Consider the following 14,988-nt stretch of genomic DNA (forward strand, 5'->3'; position numbering starts at 1 on the left):
TCGAGCACGTCAATGAAATTCAAAGCCCCCGCATTCCTGATGGCCCTGGCGCTGGTCGCGCCGCTGGCGCTGGCGGCCAAGGCCGACTCGCCCGCATTGCCCGCGGCGGCCACCGCCGATCAGGTGACCACCTCCAAGCTGGTGTACGGCCTGCTGTCCGACAGCCGCTACGCCTACCGCCCGCGCGCGCTGGACGAGGCCACCTCCAAGGACGTGTTCAAGCGCTACCTGGAGACCCTGGACGGCGGCAAGCAGTACTTCACCCAGGCCGACGTGGCGCGCTTCGCGCCGTTCGAAGCCAACATCTCTTCGGCCATCCGTGGCGGCGAGCTGGAGCCGGCGTTCCAGGTGTTCGCGGTCTACAAGCAGCGCGTCGGCGAGCGCGTGGCCTATGCGCGCAAGCTGCTCAAGCAGGAGCCGGACTTCACCACCGACGAGCGCTTCGAATACGACCGCAAGAAGGTTCCGTGGGCGGCCAGCAGTGCCGAACTGGATGAGCTGTGGCGCAAGTCGGTGAAGAACGACTGGCTGCGCCTGAAGCTGGCCGGCAAGAAGCCGGACGACATCCGCAAGACGCTGGACAAGCGCTACGCGACGCTGGAGAAGTCGGTCAACGAGCTGAAGGGCGAAGACGTCTTCCAGTTCTTCATGAACGCCTACACCAGCGCGGTTGATCCGCACACCGACTACTTCACCCCGCGCACCGCCGAGAACTTCAACCAGGCGATGTCGCTGTCGCTGGAAGGCATCGGTGCGCAGCTGCAGCGGCAGGACGACATGGTGGTGATCCGCGAGATCATCGCCGGTGGTCCGGCCGCAGTGGACGGCACCCTGAAGCCGGGGGACCGCATCGTCGGCGTTGGCCAGGGCAAGTCCGGCCTGGTCGAGGATGTGATCGGCTGGCGCATCGACGACGTCGTGGCCAAGATCCGCGGTGCCAAGGATACCCAGGTCAAGCTGGAATTCATCCCGGCCGCCGAGGGCGTGGACGGCAAGCACCACACGCTGGTCCTGACCCGCCAGAAGGTGCGCCTGGCCGAACAGGCCGCCAAGGGCGAGACCATGAGCATCCCGGCCGCCAACGGCGAACCGGCGCGCAGGATCGGCGTGATCAAGCTGCCGACCTTCTACCAGGACTTCGAAGGCCGTCGCCGCAATGCCGCTGACTACGCCTCGGCCACCCGCGACGTCGCCAAGCTGCTGGCCGGCTTCAAGAACGACAAGCTGGATGGCGTGGTGCTGGACCTGCGCAACAACGGGGGGGGCTCGCTGGATGAAGCGATCGAACTGACCGGCCTGTTCATTGAACAGGGCCCGGTGGTGCAGGTGCGCGAGTCCGGTGGCCGCGTTACCGTCAACAGCGACCGCAACCAGGGCGTGGCGTGGGATGGCCCGCTGGCGGTGCTGATCAACCGCGGTTCGGCCTCGGCCTCGGAGATCTTCGCCGGTGCCATCCAGGACTACGGCCGTGGCCTGGTGATCGGTGAAACCAGCTTCGGCAAGGGCACCGTGCAGAACATCGTCGACCTCGATCGCTGGCCGAGCGGCGAGACCCAGCGCTTCGGCCAGGTCAAGCTGACCATCGCCCAGTTCTTCCGCATCAGCGGCAGCAGCACCCAGCACAAGGGTGTGGTGCCGGACCTGGCCTTCCCGGCCAGCGTCGATGCCACCGAATTCGGCGAAAGCACCTACGACAACGCCCTGCCGTGGACCCGCATCGCCGCCGTGCCGCACACCCAGTACGGCAACTTCGCGCCGCTGCTGCCGAAGCTGGAGACCCGTCACGACGCGCGCATCGCCACTGACAAGGAATTCCAGTGGTGGAACGAGGACGTGGAGCAGTTCCGCACCGAGGCCGCGAAGAAGTACATCTCGCTCAACGAGGCGACCCGTCGTGCCGAGCGCGAGCGCCAGGACGCCCAGCGCAAGGAGCGCCAGGTGCAGCGCAAGGAACTGGGCCTGGCCCTGGACCCGCTGGCCGACGACAGCAGCGACGATGGCCTGACCGGCAACGAGCGCGACATCGTCAAGGATGCCGCCCGTGAGAAGGCCGCTGAAAAGCGTCCGGACCCGCTGCTGCGCGAGTCGGCCTCGATCCTCGCTGACGCGGTCAATCTGCTGGCCAATGACCGCCCGCTGTCGGCCCAGGTGCTGCCGCAGTCCACCGGCGCGGGGCGCTGGGCGGACTGAGCCGGCCACGGCATGTGACACCTCAGGGGCCGGCATTGCCGGCCCCTCGGCGTAAAAGGGGACGGAGGGAATTAAGTCGTTTGTGGCACAAACGACTTAATTCCCTCCGTCCCCTTTTTCGTGCATGAACCGGGAGCAACGTGGGAGGGTATGTCGACCTGCCGCACACGGGGGTGGGACTACCCTTGGTGCTTCCGTTCTCGCAGGAGTACCCATGCGGGCCTCCCGTCTTTCCAGCGCCGCCGTGGCGCTCACCAGCGCCCTGATCCTCTCGGCCTGCGGTGGCCGTGCCGCCGACAGCACCGTGTTGCGCGAGTCCTTCGATTCCGGCGATACCTTCTCGCGCACGGTCGATGGGCGCCCGGGCGAAGCCTGCGAAGCGGCGCGCCGCACGCTGCTCAGCCAGGGCTATGCCATCGCCCGTTCCGACGATGCACAGGTGGAAGGCAACAAGAACTTCCAGCCGCGCGAGGATGACCATGAGCAGCTGGTGCTGCGCATCTCCTGCGCCCCGCGTGGCGGCCAGACGCTGGTGTTCGTCAGCGCAGTGCAGGATCGCTACGCGCTGAAGAAGAGCCCGACCTCGGCCAGTGTCGGTGTGGGAGCGCTGGGTTCGGTATCGCTGCCCTTCGGCAGCAACGACGACTCGCTGGTGAAGGTGGCCAGCAGCACGGTCACCGATGCCGAGTTCTATCGTCGCTTCTTCCAGCGCCTGCACCAGTACCTGCCGGCCGCGGCGGGCAAGCCGCCGCCATCGCCGGCGGCGGCACCGGAGCCCGCACCCGCACCGGCGGTCACGGACCAGGGCTGAGCGTGCGCGGCAGGTGGCTGATTGCAGCCCTGCTGCTGGCGCCCGCGTGGGTCGTCGCAGCGCCATCCCCGGGCTGTACGCAGGGTCTGCTGCAGCGGTTGGGGTGGCGCTTCGAGGATGCCGGGCTGCGTGCACCGCAGGTACACAAGGGCCCGGTGTGTACGCGTTCCTCGCTCGCCGCGGCACAGGCAGCGGGTGACCTGCGTGTACGCTGGCCGGCGGATCTGCCTGCAGGCGAACGACAGGCACTGCTGCAGCAGCTGCTGGAAGACCCTGCTACGGTCTGCGCCTATGCCTTCGAGCTGGGGGCGGCCACGCGGCGCGCGACCTCGGCATTGCAGGGCAATGCCACGTTCCGTTTCTCCGGCCCACAACTGGGCTGGATCGGCTTTGGTCTGCGCGGCGCGCCGGCACAGGGCTGGCAGCGTACGCGCAGTTTCGGCCGTGGCTTCGTGCCCAGTGCGGGCAACAGCCATGCGCTGCAGGCGTTCTACAGCGGTGCCGTGCGCGCCGAGTGCGGTGTCGGCCGCCAGGTCGCGCAGCTGGCCACCCAGCGCGAGCTGTATGGCGATGCTGCGTTCGATACAGAGTTCGCAGCGGATGAACTGTCGATCGGCACCTTCCTCGCGCTGCACGCCACCGACAGCATCCTGCTTGGCGCGCACGCGGGCGAGTTCTTCGCCGACGGCAAGGCGGTGCGCACCTCGGCGATGGGGCGGCAGGCGTTCGTGGGTGTGCCCGGCTTCATCGAACATGTGTACGACAACGGTACGCTGGATGACCTGAGCAACCAGGCCGAGAACTTCGTGGTCGTCACTGTGGGCGAGGGCGCTGCGCAGGCCTTGGCGCAGCACGGCGGCCTGGCCTGGTACGACCAGCGCAATGCCGAACTCTGGAACCTGGCGCAGGACATCCCGCGCATCGGCCAGCGCTACTTCGAGCGCCTGCTGTTCGAGCGCGATCCGCAGTTGCGCGCACGGCTGGCGCCGCGCTACCACGACACGCTCGCGCGCATGGACCAGCTGCTGGACGATCCGTTCTACCAGCAGTTCGTGATCTATGTGCATCCACGCGGTATACGTCCCATCGGCTACCACGTCGCCCGCCTGCTCGATCGCAACCCGCGAACCCCGTTTTCAATCGACCTGGCGGTGCACAATCTGCATACCACGCTCTACCGGCGTTGGCGCGAGGCGCAGCTGCGCCACTGCGCGGCTACCGGCAGGCCAGGCAGCCTGACCCTAGACCCCAACTGAAGGTGAAACAATGGATATTGCAATGATCGGCCTCGGCCGCATGGGCGCCAACATGGCCCAGCGCCTGCATCGCGGCGGCCACCGCGTGGTCGGCTACGACCCGGGCGAAGGCGCCCGCCAGCGCGCCGCCGAGGCCGGCCTGGAGGTGGTTGATTCGCTGGCCGCCGCCGTGGCCGCGCTGCCGGTGCCGCGCGTGGTGTGGCTGATGGTACCGGCCGGCGAAACCGTCGACCAGACGCTGGGCCAGCTGACCCCGCACCTGGCCGAGGGTGACATCGTCATCGACGGCGGCAACTCCAACTACCAGGACTCGATCCGCCGCGCCAAGGCGCTGGCCGAGGATGATCTGGGCTACGTCGACTGCGGCACCAGCGGTGGCGTGTGGGGCCTGCAGGAAGGCTACAGCCTGATGGTCGGTGGCGAAGCGTCGGTGGTGGAGCAGATCGCACCGTTGCTGCGCACGCTGGCCCCGGCCGAAGATCGTGGCTGGGGGCGCGTCGGCCCGTCCGGTGCCGGCCACTTCACCAAGATGGTCCACAACGGCATCGAGTACGGAATGATGCAGGCCTATGCCGAAGGCTTCGCGCTGATGGAGCGCAAGCAGGAGATGGAACTGGACCTGGCGCAGGTGGCCGAGGTGTGGCGCCACGGCAGCGTGGTGCGTTCGTGGCTGCTGGACCTGAGCACGGAAGCCCTCAAGCGCAATCCTTCGCTGGATGGCATTGCCCCGTATGTGGAGGATTCCGGCGAAGGCCGCTGGACCGTGGCCGAAGCCATCGCGCTGGATGTGCCGGCGCCGGTGATCACGCTGTCGCTGCTGGAACGCCTGCGCTCGCGCGAATCGAATTCGTTCACCGACCGCCTGCTGTCGGCGATGCGCAATGAATTCGGTGGCCACGCCATCAAGAAGTCGTAAGCACTGCGGTGGCGTCAGAGCCCTTCGGCGTTGCCGAAGGGATCCGGCCCCAGGCAGATCGGGGTCGGATCCCTTTCCGCCGGAACGGGCTCTGACCCCATGCAGCCAATCGAGCATGGCTCGACTCTACAGAAGCCTGCTCCGATCGCTTCCACGTTGATGTGTCGACCAAGGTCGACACCTACCGTCGGGCGCGGATAACTGTCGAAGGCGGGGGGGGCCGCCATCTCACGGGTAGCCGTTTTTTGCCGTTGCTGTTGAGGTTGCCGGCCAGCGGCCGGCACTACCGTTTCTGCGGGTGCAGGGCGCAGCCCTGCCGATCACCCCAACGCGATCCGCCGCCCTTCGCGCGCGCTGTCCATGCCGGCCTGCAGCAACCGCATCAGCTGCAGCGCCTGCACCGGGCTGACCGTGGCTTCGCCCTCGCCGTGCATCGCCGCTGCGAACTGCGCATACAACCGGCGATAGTCGCCGGGCAGGTTGTCGACGGTGCTGCGTTGCACGTTGTCTTCGGTATCGCAGCGCACCAGCTCGCCATGCCGCGGATCGATGCCCCAGCCTGGTGCGCCCGGCGCCACGCCGCGGCGCAGCTGCGCCTCTTGCACGTCCACGCCGTGCTTGATCCAGCTGGCGGCGCTGCCATGCACACTGAAGTGCGGCGTCTGCGCTGCCACCAGGGAACCGGCGTGGACGATCGCCCGATGCCGTGGGTAGTGCAGTATCGCGTGGAAGTAATCGATGCCGCCGCCACCTTCGCGCTGCACGGCCAGGTCGGCATCGATTGCCTCGGGCCAGCCGAACAGCACCAGCATCTGGTCCAGCAGGTGCGGACCGAGGTCGTACCACAGGCCACTGCCGGGCCCGTCCTGTTCGCGCCAGCGGTCGCGCACCTGCGGACGGTAACGGTCGAAGTGCGCGTGGCACTCGGCCACGTCGCCCAAGCTGCCTTCGGCCAGCAGCGACTGCAGGGTGAGGAAGTCGGCATCGAAACGCCGGTTCTGGAACACGGTGGCGATGCGCCCGGCATCGCGTGCCGCAGCCAGCACCGTTTCCGCTTCGGCCACATCCAGCGCGAACGGCTTGTCGACCAGCACATGCTTGCCTGCCGCCAGCGCCGCGATGGCCAGTGGCGCGTGCTGTTCGTTCGGCGTGGCGATCACTACGGCATCCACGGCCGGATCATCGAATACCTGCTGCGGCGTGGCACGCACGTGCACATCGCTGAACGTCCGCAGCAGGGTGTCGCGTTGTGAACTGACGATGCTGTGCAGCGCCAGCCCGGGGGTGTGCTGGATCAGCGGTGCATGGAAGACGCGGCCGGCGAGGCCGTAGCCGATCAGGGCCAGTTGCAGGTCGGGGCGCATGGCAGGGCTCCGGCAGTGGGAAGGGCAGGGTAAACGACGGGTGCTGGCCGTCCAAAACTGAACGGTTGCCATTGGAAACGTTTCGATTCACGGCGGCATGACCGCAACGCCACGCCTGCTCTACGGTGGGTTGTCCAGACTGGCAGCACATTCCGAAGGAGTACGACACGATGAGCAATACCACCCGCACGCTGATTGCTTCCGCCCTGACCCTGGGCCTGGCGCTGTCCTCCTCGGCCGCATTCGCCAAGGACCCGGCCGCGAAGAGCCCGCCGACCAGCACCCATCCGACGACCCATGCTGATCGTCACGACTCCAATGAGCCGGTGACCGATACCTGGATCACCACCAAGGTGAAGGCCGATCTGCTGGCCAGCAGCAACGTTCCGGGCACCGAGATCAAGGTGGAAACCGTGAACGGCGTGGTCAGCCTGAGCGGTGCCGTCGCTACGCAGGCGGAGAAGGACAAGGCGGTCAACACCGCCAAGGGCATCAAGGGCGTGACCCGCGTCGATGCCGCCGCGCTTAAGGTCAGCGCCGCTGCCAAGCGCTGAGCATCCACCGACCGTTGAACAGGGTGGGCGCCCCGAAGGGGGCGCCCACTCGCGTATGGGGCCGGCTGCGGGGGCCCGTTCAGCCTGCCGCGCTTTGGACTCCAGAGTTGTGATTGCCTGCGCTATATTGCCGGTTCCGCCGCAGCCGGGCTCGTCCCGGGTCCCGCTCCGCGGCCGTGCTGACGAGGAACTATGGCGCTGGTTTTCAGTGACGACATCTGGGACCGCTGGCGGTTGCCGGCCCTGGCGCTGGCGGCTGCCGCGATCATCGTGGTGCCGTGGTTGACCCTGCGCAAACTGCAGCAGGACAGCGAAGAGGCGATGGCCTGGGTCAACCACACCCAGTCCGTTGGTGTGGCGCTGCAACAGCTGCAGGCCGATGTGCGCGACGTCGAATCCGCCGCCCTGACCCTGTCCAAGGGCGTGGATGCGCCCGGCCTGCGCGAGCGGATGGCCAAGGCCAACGAGATCCCCGGGCGCCTGGCCGAACTGGGCCGGATGACGCGTGACAATCCCGATCAGCTGATCCGCATTGGTCGGATCGAATCGATGCTCGAAGGCCGCATGGCGCTTGCCCGCGAGCTGGCCCGGTCCGAACCGAACTCCGACCAGCGTGAGCTGGTGCAGGACCTGAGCACGCGTTATCCGATCCGTGGCCTGGTGGAGGAGCTGCAGGCCAGCGAGCAGAATCTGCTGGCACTGCGCGCCCAGCAGGCCGCGCGCCAGCGCAAGCAGACCGAACTGGTGTCGTGGAGTTCGCTGGCGATCCAGCTGGCCCTGCTCGGCCTGGTGCTGTGGCTGCTGCAGCGGCAGATCGGCCGCCGCCTGCATGCGGAACGGCAATCGCTGCGCTCGGCCGCACGCGCGGCGTCGGTGCTGCAGACCGTGCGCGAACCGATTGTGCTGCTCGACCGCGACCTGCGCGTGCAGCTGCACAACCCGGCGTTCGCCGAACTGTATGACCTGCAGGACGAGCGCGCCGATGGCCTGCTGCTGGAAAACATCGGCGACGGCGCCTGGCGGGATCCGGTGGTGCGCCAGCGCCTGGCCGATGTGCTGTCGCGTGGCCGCGAACTCTGGGACTTCGAGCATGAGCAGCGTACCGCCGTTGGCATGGTGCGCTATATGCTGCTCAACGCACGGCGCATGCCGCTGCCCGACACCGATGACGAAGTGGTGCTGCTGACCATCAGCGACGTCACCATGCAGCGCGCAGTGCAGCTGCGCGTGGAAGAGCTGAACCGCCAGCTGGAGGGCAAGGTCGCGCAGGTGTCCGAGGTCAACCGCGAGCTGGAAGCCTTCAGCTACTCGGTTTCGCATGACCTGCGTGCGCCGCTTCGCCACGTGGCCGGATTCTCCGACAAGCTGTCGCGCCACCTCGGCGACGCCGCCGATGACAAGAGCCGGCATTACCTGGAGGTGATCTCCAGTTCGGCCCGGCGCATGGCGGCGCTGATCGACGACCTGCTGGTCTATTCGCGGCTGGGCCGCGCAGCGATGCGCCAGCAGGCGGTGGACATGCAGTCGCTGGTGGCCGATACCCGCGCCATGCTCGATGCCAACCTGCAGGCCGAGGCCGAGAACAGCGGCCATGCGCACCACGTGGAGTGGAGCATCGCGCCGCTGCCGATCGTGGTGGGCGACGAGAACATGATCCGCCAGGTCTGGCTGAACCTGCTCGGTAACGCGGTGAAGTACTCGGGCAACCGCGAGCCGGCGAAGATCCGCGTGGACTACCAGCCGCAGCCCGATGGCGGCCATCAGTTCACGGTCAGCGACAATGGTGCAGGCTTTGACATGGCCTACGCCGGCAAGCTGTTTGGTGTATTCCAGCGCCTGCACAAGGCCAGCGACTACCCGGGTACCGGCATCGGCCTGGCCAGCGTGCGCCGCGTGCTGACCCGCCATGGCGGCCGTATCTGGGCCGAGGCCGAACCGGACGTCGGCGCCACCTTCCACTTCTACCTGCCTCCCGCGATCGACGCGGACAAACAAGGGCCTTCTGCATGACCACTCTGCGCACCATTCTTCTCGCCGAAGACAGCCCGGCGGATGCCGAAATGGCGATCGATGCCCTGGAAGAGGCGCGTCTGGCCAATCCCATCGTGCACGTCGAAGACGGCGTGGAAGTGATGGACTACCTGCTGCGCCGCGGCGCCTTCGCCAATCGCGAGGAAGGCCTGCCGGCGGTGCTGCTGCTGGACATCAAGATGCCGCGCATGGATGGCCTGGAAGTGCTTCGGCAGATCCGCGAGCATGAAGAACTCAAGCGCCTGCCGGTGGTGATCCTGTCGTCCTCGCGCGAGGAAAGCGATCTGGCCCGCAGCTGGGACATGGGCGTGAACGCCTACGTGGTCAAGCCGGTGGACGTGGACCAGTTCTTCGGCGCGGTGCAGACCCTGGGCAAGTTCTGGGCGTTGATCAACCAGGCACCGGAACTCGAGTGAGCCCATGCCCCTGACCGGTCCCGCCCTGGGGGCGCTGCGCATCCTGCTGGTGGAAGACTCACCAGAGGATGCCGAGCTGATGTCCGAACAGATGCTCGACGCGGGCCTGGACGCCCGCTTCGAGCGTGTCGAGAGCGAGGCGGAACTGCGCCAGGCACTGGCTGCGTTCCAGCCGGACATCGTGCTGTCCGACCTGAGCATGCCAGGGTTCTCCGGTGATGACGCGCTGCGCATCGTGCGCGAGACCTCGCCGGACGTGCCCTTCATCTTCGTCTCCGGCACGATGGGTGAGGAGAACGCGGTGGCGGCGCTGCAGAAGGGCGCCAATGACTACATCATCAAGCACCTGCCGGCGCGCCTGCCGTCGGCGGTGGCGCGTGCGATCCGCGATGCACGCAGCGCGGTGGAGCGTGCACGGGTGGAAACCGAGCTGATGCGCGCGCAGCGCCTGGAAAGCCTGTCGCTGCTTGCTGCCGGCCTCAGCCATGACCTGCGCAACATCCTGCAGCCATTGCTGATCATGCCGGACCTGCTGAAGGCGCGCACCGAGGATCCGCAGCTGCACCACCTGGCCGATGTCATCGCCGAGTGCGGTCGCCGTGGCCATGAGATGGCCGAATCGATGCTGTCGTTCGTGCGCGGTTCGCGCAAGCCGAGCGAGCGCATCGAGATCGATGGCCTGTTCGATGCGGTTGCACTGCTGTTGCGCAGCAACGTGCCCGATGCCGTGCGCCTGGAACTGCAGGTGCAGGACGAAGGCCTGGTGGTCGATGCCAACTACACCGAGCTGCAGCAGGTGATGTTGAACCTGGCGCTCAACGCGATCCAGGCGATGCCCAACGGCGGTCGCCTGAGCCTGACCGCCAGCCATGCCGGCCAGCGCGATGGCGTGGACTGGATGCGGATCTGCGTGGCCGATGAAGGCATCGGCATGGATGCAGACACGCTGTCGCACCTGTTCAATCCGTTCTTCACCACCAAGGCCGACGGCACCGGCCTGGGCCTGATTTCCTGCAAGCGCATCGTCGAAGGTGCCGGCGGCAGCATCCATGTCAGCAGCCAGCCGGGGCAGGGCACCTGCTTCGAACTGCACTTGCCGATGCACGAAGCCAGCGACGGCAGTGAGCCGATCGAGCAGCTGGTGGCCCTGGGCAGTGGCCAGTCGATCCTGGTGGTCGATGGCGAGGCCACGCGCCTGTCGTTGCTCGGCAATGCGCTGTCAAGCCAGGGATATCAGCTGCAGCTGGCCTCCGATGGCCCGGCGGCGCTGCGCTGGATGCAGCAGGAGGCAATGCCGGCGCTGGTGATTGCCGACGCCGGCTCGAAGTTGTTGCCGGCCAGCCAGCTGCTGGGCGAGATGGCCACGCTGGGCTATCGCGGCCCGGCGCTGGTGCTGGAAGACGCAGCGGTGGAGGTGGCGGCCGATGCATTTCCCGCTGGCGTGCAGGTGCACGTGCTGCGCAAGCCGCTGCAGATGCAGCAGGTGTTCCGCGCGGTGTCCGAAGCGCTGGGCTGATGTCGCGGTAGTGCCGGCCGCTGGCCGGCATCCCTGTGTGGTGGGATCAACGCGGTTGCCGCCAGCGGCCGGCACTACCGTTCGGCAGGTTCCCAGGGGAAGCGCGGCAGGGCGTCCACTGCCTGTTCCAGCCGCCGCGACCAGTTCTGGTGGATGTCCGCATACAGCGTGGAATCCGCACCCAGCCGCAGCTGCTGGCCGATGCGCAGTTCGCCGTCGCGCAGCAGCGCCAGGTCGATCGGCAGGCCCACCGACAGGTTGGAACGGATGGTGGAGTCCAACGAGACGATCGCCGTGCGTGCGGCATCCTCCAGGCGCGTGGCCGGGCTGAGGATGCGGTCGAGGATCGGCTTGCCGTACTTGGATTCACCGATCTGCAGGTAGGGCGTCTCCGGCGAGGCGGCGATGGCGTTGCCGAGCGGATAGATCATGTACAGCCCGGGGCGCTCGCCGGCGATCTGCCCGCCGAAGATCAGCGTGGCCTGGGTATTGACCCCATCGTGGCCATGTTCGCTGTGGTTGCTGTGCACCTGGCTGTCCACCAGCAGCTGGCCGACGTACTCGGCGGCTTCGAACAGGTGGGGCATGTCGCGCAGGTTGGGCACGCGCCGCTCTGCGGCGTCGCGGCCCAGACGCGACACCAGCAGCTGGGTGGTGGCCAGGTTGCCAGCCGCCATCAGCACGTAGGCTGCCTGGCCGGGATACTCGAACACGTGCAGCTTGCGGTGCACGCGCACATCGTCCAGCGAGGCATTGGTCCGGGTGTCGGCAGCGAAGACCAGGCCCTCGTCCACCTCGATTCCAACGCAATAGGTCATGTCGGTGCCCTATCATGTGCATCCCGGATTGTAGGCAGGCCGCCGTGACGACGGCATGTCCACGCCCCCATTGCTGCCACCTGAACCGCATGACGACCGTGCTCCTGAGCCTGGGCAGCAATGTCCAGCCCCGCCGCTACCTCCACGCCGCGGTGGCGGCCCTGCGCGAGCGCTTCGGCGCGCTGCAGGTATCGCCGGCCTACCGTACCGCCGCGGTCGGCTTCGATGGCCCGGCCTTCCTCAACAATGCGGTGGCGATCGAGACCGATCTGCCGCTGCAGGAACTGGACGACTGGCTGCACGCGCTGGAAGACGCGCACGGTCGCGACCGCAGCGGGCCGCGCTTCTCCGACCGGACCCTGGACATCGACGTGGTGTTCTATGGCGACCTGGTGCTGGAAGGCCCGGGGCACCTGCGCATCCCGCGGCCGGAGCTGAAGCACGCGTTCGTGCTGAAGCCGCTGGCCGACATCGCGCCGGGCTTCATCGACCCGGTCAGCGGCCAGGACCTGGCCACGCTGTGGCGCGCGCACCCGCAGTTTGGCGAGGCGTTCGAGGTGGTGGATCTGGAGTGACGGGGTCAGATCCCTTTTCCCGCCGGGAAAAGGCATCTGACCCCGTTGTGGACCCCGGCAACCTTTCAGCTGACCGTACGCCCGCCATCCACGCGCAGGGTGTGGCCGGTGACGAAGCTGGCCTCGGCCACCAGCCAATACACCGCCTCGGCGATCTCCTCGACGGTACCGATCCGCGCCAAAGGCGTGCGTGCCAGCAGCGCTTCGCGGGCGAAATCATCCTTGCCCTGTTCCGGCCACAGGATCGCACCCGGCGCTACTGCATTGACCCGCACCTTCGGCGCCAGCTCCAGCGCCAGCGCGCGCGTTGCCATCTCCAGCGCGGCCTTGGCCATGGTGTAGGCGATGTGGTCACGCATCGGGTCGGTGCCGTGCAGGTCGGTGAGGTTGACGATGCAGCCCTGCTGGCGGCGCAGGTAGGGCGCTGCCGCCTGTGACAGCAGCAGCGGCGCACGTGCATTGACCGCATACAGCGCGTCCATCGCCTCGGCGGTGACCTGGCCGAGCGGGGTGGGGAAGAAGTTGGAGGCGTTGTTGACCAGCGCGTCCAGGCGGCCGAAGTGGGTGACGGCCTGTTCGACCAGATCGGCCAGGGCGTCGGCGTCACGCAGGTCGGCCTGCAGGGCCAGCACGCTGCCCGGGCGCACGTTGTCGAAATCGAACGCAGCCTGCTGCAGCTCGGCGCTGGAGGTGTTGGCGTGCAGCACCACCGACCAGCCACAGGCGTGGAACTGGCGGGCGATGGCCGCACCGATCCGGCGCGCGCTGCCGGTGATCAGGACCACGGGGTGGGTATCGCTCATCGAGGGTCCTCCAAGGCTCGGCTATCCTGTGCACCATTGTCACCGCATTCGAAGACGCCATGCAGCCCACCTTCCCCCTGCCCGAAGCCGATGCCCTGGCCCACAGCGACCAGCTGGCCGCTGCCCTGCGCGCCGAAATCCTTGCGCAGGGCGGGGCAATGCCGTTCTCCCGCTTCATGGAGCTGTGCCTGTACACCCCCGGCTGGGGCTATTACAGCGCCGGCGCCAGCAAATTCGGCGGCAGTGGCGACTTCACCACCGCGCCCGAGCTCGGCAGCCTGTTCGCCGGCAGCGTGGCCAACGCGCTGGCGCCGGTGTTCGCCCAGCTGGGTACGCAGGCGCGGATGCTGGAACTGGGCGGTGGTACCGGCGCCTTCGCCGAAGCGGTGCTGCTGCGCCTGGCCGAGCTGGACGCGCTGCCGTCGCGCTACGCCATCCTCGAACCCAGCGCCGACCTGCGCGAGCGCCAGCAACAGCGCCTGCAGCAGAACCTGCCGGCCGAGCTGGCCGCACGCGTGGACTGGGTCGATCGCCCGTTCGAAGAGGACTGGGAGGGCGTGGTGTTTGCCAACGAAGTGATCGACGCGCTGCCGACGCCGCGCTTCCTGATCCGGGATGGCGAGGTCTACGAGGAAACCGTGGAACTGGACGCCGAAGGCAACTTCATCCGTGGTGCGCAGCCGGCCGACATCCTGCTCAACGGTGCGGTGCGCCACATCGAGCGCTACCTGGAGCGCCCCTTCGCCGAGGGCTACCGTTCCGAGGTGCTGCCGCAGCTGCCGTACTGGTTGCAGGCGGTGGCGGGCGGCCTGCAGCGCGGTGCGATGCTGTTCATCGACTACGGTTACAACCGTGGCGAGTTCTACCAGCACGACCGCGATGAGGGCACCGTACGCGCGTTCTACCGCCACCACGTGCACAACGACGTGCACCGCTGGCCGGGGCTGCAGGACATCACCGCGTCGGTGGATTTCACTGCGATGGCCGAGGCCGGCATGCACGGCGGTTTCGAGCTGGCGGGCTACTGCAGCCAGGCCAGCTTCCTGCTCGGCAACGGCCTGGACCAGGTGCTGTCGCTGGCCGAGGAGCGCACTGATGAGGTCGGCCGCATCCAGCTGCGCGACCAGGTGAAGAAGCTGACCCTGCCGACCGAGATGGGGGAGCGCTTCCAGGCGATCGGCCTGCAGCGCGGCGTCGACTTCGAGCCCGCCTTCGAGCTGGGTGACCTGAGCTGGCGCCTGTGAGCGATGCACTGCCGCTGATCAAGCCGCTGCGGCGGCCGCGGCTGTGGGCCGCACTGTGGTTCAGCGCGGTGCTGCTGGTGATCGTGGTCTGCCTGATCCCACCGCCACCGATTCCGTTGCCGGAAAACGGCGACAAGGGTGAGCACTTCCTCGCCTATTTCATCCTGGCTGGCAGCGCGGTACAGCTGTTCCGGCACGGACGTCCGCTGCTGTGTGTGGGCGTGGGCCTGGTGCTGATGGGGATCGGCATCGAGTTCGCGCAGGGCGCATTGACCGATGACCGCATGGCCGATCCGATGGACGCGCTGGCCAACATGATCGGCGTGCTGGCCGGCCTGGCTACGGCACTGACCCCGCTGCGCGATCTGCTGCTGCGCTGGCGCGGGTAAAGTTCCTGTAGAGCCGACCCATGCTCGGCTTCCTCCCAAAGGCAGCCGAGCATGGGCTCGGCTCTACAGTAGATCCACGCCATGCGTGGATCGATTGCGCCAGGA

At 67.6% G+C, this 14,988-nt stretch carries 14 protein-coding genes; 11 read left to right on the plus strand and 3 right to left on the minus strand.

Annotation, left to right across the window (positions count from 1 at the left end):
- Positions 1-12 precede the first annotated feature (12 nt).
- The 4 genes from VG561_RS11800 (at position 13) to gnd (ending at position 5,173) form a co-directional block, all read left to right on the plus strand.
- Positions 13-2,190 (plus strand): carboxy terminal-processing peptidase, encoded by a 2,178-nt coding sequence (locus VG561_RS11800; RefSeq protein WP_014648438.1) that lies wholly within the window; start codon positions 13-15, stop codon positions 2,188-2,190.
- Positions 2,191-2,404: 214 nt separating this feature from the next.
- Complete coding sequence (locus VG561_RS11805; protein WP_423179611.1) at positions 2,405-3,001, plus strand: DUF2242 domain-containing protein; 597 nt, start codon at positions 2,405-2,407, stop codon at positions 2,999-3,001.
- A gap of 2 nt (positions 3,002-3,003) precedes the next feature.
- Complete coding sequence (locus VG561_RS11810) at positions 3,004-4,257, plus strand: hypothetical protein (protein WP_423179612.1); 1,254 nt, start codon at positions 3,004-3,006, stop codon at positions 4,255-4,257.
- Positions 4,258-4,267: 10 nt separating this feature from the next.
- The gene (gene gnd, locus VG561_RS11815) at positions 4,268-5,173 is read left to right on the plus strand and encodes a phosphogluconate dehydrogenase (NAD(+)-dependent, decarboxylating) (RefSeq protein ID WP_014648435.1); all 906 of its coding nucleotides are present in this window, start codon (positions 4,268-4,270) and stop codon (positions 5,171-5,173) included.
- Between the two features lie 320 nt (positions 5,174-5,493).
- Here the strand turns inward: gnd and VG561_RS11820 are convergent, their stop codons facing one another.
- Positions 5,494-6,537: an oxidoreductase gene (locus VG561_RS11820; RefSeq protein WP_423179613.1), complete on the minus strand. Its 1,044-nt coding sequence runs from the start codon at positions 6,535-6,537 to the stop codon at positions 5,494-5,496.
- Between the two features lie 170 nt (positions 6,538-6,707).
- Here VG561_RS11820 and VG561_RS11825 point away from each other — a divergent pair, with 170 nt between their 5' ends.
- From VG561_RS11825 to VG561_RS11840, 4 genes are all read left to right on the plus strand, one after another.
- Positions 6,708-7,091, plus strand: a complete 384-nt coding sequence (locus VG561_RS11825) for a BON domain-containing protein (RefSeq protein ID WP_014648433.1) — start codon at positions 6,708-6,710, stop codon at positions 7,089-7,091.
- 192 nt (positions 7,092-7,283) lie between these two features.
- Positions 7,284-9,101, plus strand: a complete 1,818-nt coding sequence (locus VG561_RS11830) for a sensor histidine kinase (RefSeq protein WP_142235163.1) — start codon at positions 7,284-7,286, stop codon at positions 9,099-9,101.
- Positions 9,098-9,538 (plus strand): response regulator, encoded by a 441-nt coding sequence (locus tag VG561_RS11835; protein WP_005411057.1) that lies wholly within the window; start codon positions 9,098-9,100, stop codon positions 9,536-9,538. The genes VG561_RS11830 and VG561_RS11835 overlap by 4 nt, the downstream gene beginning before the upstream one ends.
- 4 nt (positions 9,539-9,542) lie before the next feature.
- Positions 9,543-11,054, plus strand: a complete 1,512-nt coding sequence (locus VG561_RS11840; RefSeq protein ID WP_046432552.1) for an ATP-binding response regulator — start codon at positions 9,543-9,545, stop codon at positions 11,052-11,054.
- Between the two features lie 74 nt (positions 11,055-11,128).
- Here VG561_RS11840 and VG561_RS11845 read toward each other — a convergent pair whose 3' ends face one another.
- Entirely contained in the window at positions 11,129-11,872 is a 744-nt protein-coding gene (locus VG561_RS11845) for a 20S proteasome subunit A/B (protein ID WP_423179614.1), read from the minus strand.
- Between the two features lie 89 nt (positions 11,873-11,961).
- Between VG561_RS11845 and folK the strand changes: the two genes are divergently transcribed.
- Positions 11,962-12,447, plus strand: a complete 486-nt coding sequence (gene folK, locus VG561_RS11850) for a 2-amino-4-hydroxy-6-hydroxymethyldihydropteridine diphosphokinase (protein ID WP_014648428.1) — start codon at positions 11,962-11,964, stop codon at positions 12,445-12,447.
- 65 nt (positions 12,448-12,512) lie between these two features.
- On the opposite strand, the gene VG561_RS11855 is transcribed toward folK, so the two are convergent.
- Entirely contained in the window at positions 12,513-13,250 is a 738-nt protein-coding gene (locus VG561_RS11855) for a pteridine reductase (protein WP_014648427.1), read from the minus strand.
- Positions 13,251-13,309: 59 nt separating this feature from the next.
- Here VG561_RS11855 and VG561_RS11860 point away from each other — a divergent pair, with 59 nt between their 5' ends.
- Together VG561_RS11860 and VG561_RS11865 are read left to right on the plus strand one after the other, a co-directional pair.
- Positions 13,310-14,494: a class I SAM-dependent methyltransferase gene (locus VG561_RS11860; protein ID WP_014648426.1), complete on the plus strand. Its 1,185-nt coding sequence runs from the start codon at positions 13,310-13,312 to the stop codon at positions 14,492-14,494.
- Positions 14,491-14,883: a membrane protein gene (locus VG561_RS11865; protein ID WP_049439957.1), complete on the plus strand. Its 393-nt coding sequence runs from the start codon at positions 14,491-14,493 to the stop codon at positions 14,881-14,883. The genes VG561_RS11860 and VG561_RS11865 overlap by 4 nt, the downstream gene beginning before the upstream one ends.
- Positions 14,884-14,988: the final 105 nt, after the last annotated feature.

The sequence above is a fragment of the Stenotrophomonas sp. CASM110 genome, assembly GCF_049384345.1.
In the GTDB taxonomy this organism is placed as follows: domain Bacteria; phylum Pseudomonadota; class Gammaproteobacteria; order Xanthomonadales; family Xanthomonadaceae; genus Stenotrophomonas; species Stenotrophomonas muris.

What these genes read in the sequence shown, in the direction of transcription:
- VG561_RS11800 (WP_014648438.1), top strand. Translation starts at nt 13, where the DNA reads ATGAAATTCAAAGCCCCCGCATTCCTGATGGCCCTGGCGCTGGTCGCG.
- VG561_RS11820 (WP_423179613.1), bottom strand. Translation starts at nt 6,537, where the DNA reads ATGCGCCCCGACCTGCAACTGGCCCTGATCGGCTACGGCCTCGCCGGC.
- VG561_RS11830 (WP_142235163.1), top strand. Translation starts at nt 7,284, where the DNA reads ATGGCGCTGGTTTTCAGTGACGACATCTGGGACCGCTGGCGGTTGCCG.
- gnd (WP_014648435.1), top strand. Translation starts at nt 4,268, where the DNA reads ATGGATATTGCAATGATCGGCCTCGGCCGCATGGGCGCCAACATGGCC.
- VG561_RS11805 (WP_423179611.1), top strand. Translation starts at nt 2,405, where the DNA reads ATGCGGGCCTCCCGTCTTTCCAGCGCCGCCGTGGCGCTCACCAGCGCC.
- VG561_RS11835 (WP_005411057.1), top strand. Translation starts at nt 9,098, where the DNA reads ATGACCACTCTGCGCACCATTCTTCTCGCCGAAGACAGCCCGGCGGAT.
- VG561_RS11840 (WP_046432552.1), top strand. Translation starts at nt 9,543, where the DNA reads ATGCCCCTGACCGGTCCCGCCCTGGGGGCGCTGCGCATCCTGCTGGTG.
- VG561_RS11845 (WP_423179614.1), bottom strand. Translation starts at nt 11,872, where the DNA reads ATGACCTATTGCGTTGGAATCGAGGTGGACGAGGGCCTGGTCTTCGCT.
- VG561_RS11860 (WP_014648426.1), top strand. Translation starts at nt 13,310, where the DNA reads ATGCAGCCCACCTTCCCCCTGCCCGAAGCCGATGCCCTGGCCCACAGC.
- VG561_RS11825 (WP_014648433.1), top strand. Translation starts at nt 6,708, where the DNA reads ATGAGCAATACCACCCGCACGCTGATTGCTTCCGCCCTGACCCTGGGC.
- folK (WP_014648428.1), top strand. Translation starts at nt 11,962, where the DNA reads ATGACGACCGTGCTCCTGAGCCTGGGCAGCAATGTCCAGCCCCGCCGC.
- VG561_RS11855 (WP_014648427.1), bottom strand. Translation starts at nt 13,250, where the DNA reads ATGAGCGATACCCACCCCGTGGTCCTGATCACCGGCAGCGCGCGCCGG.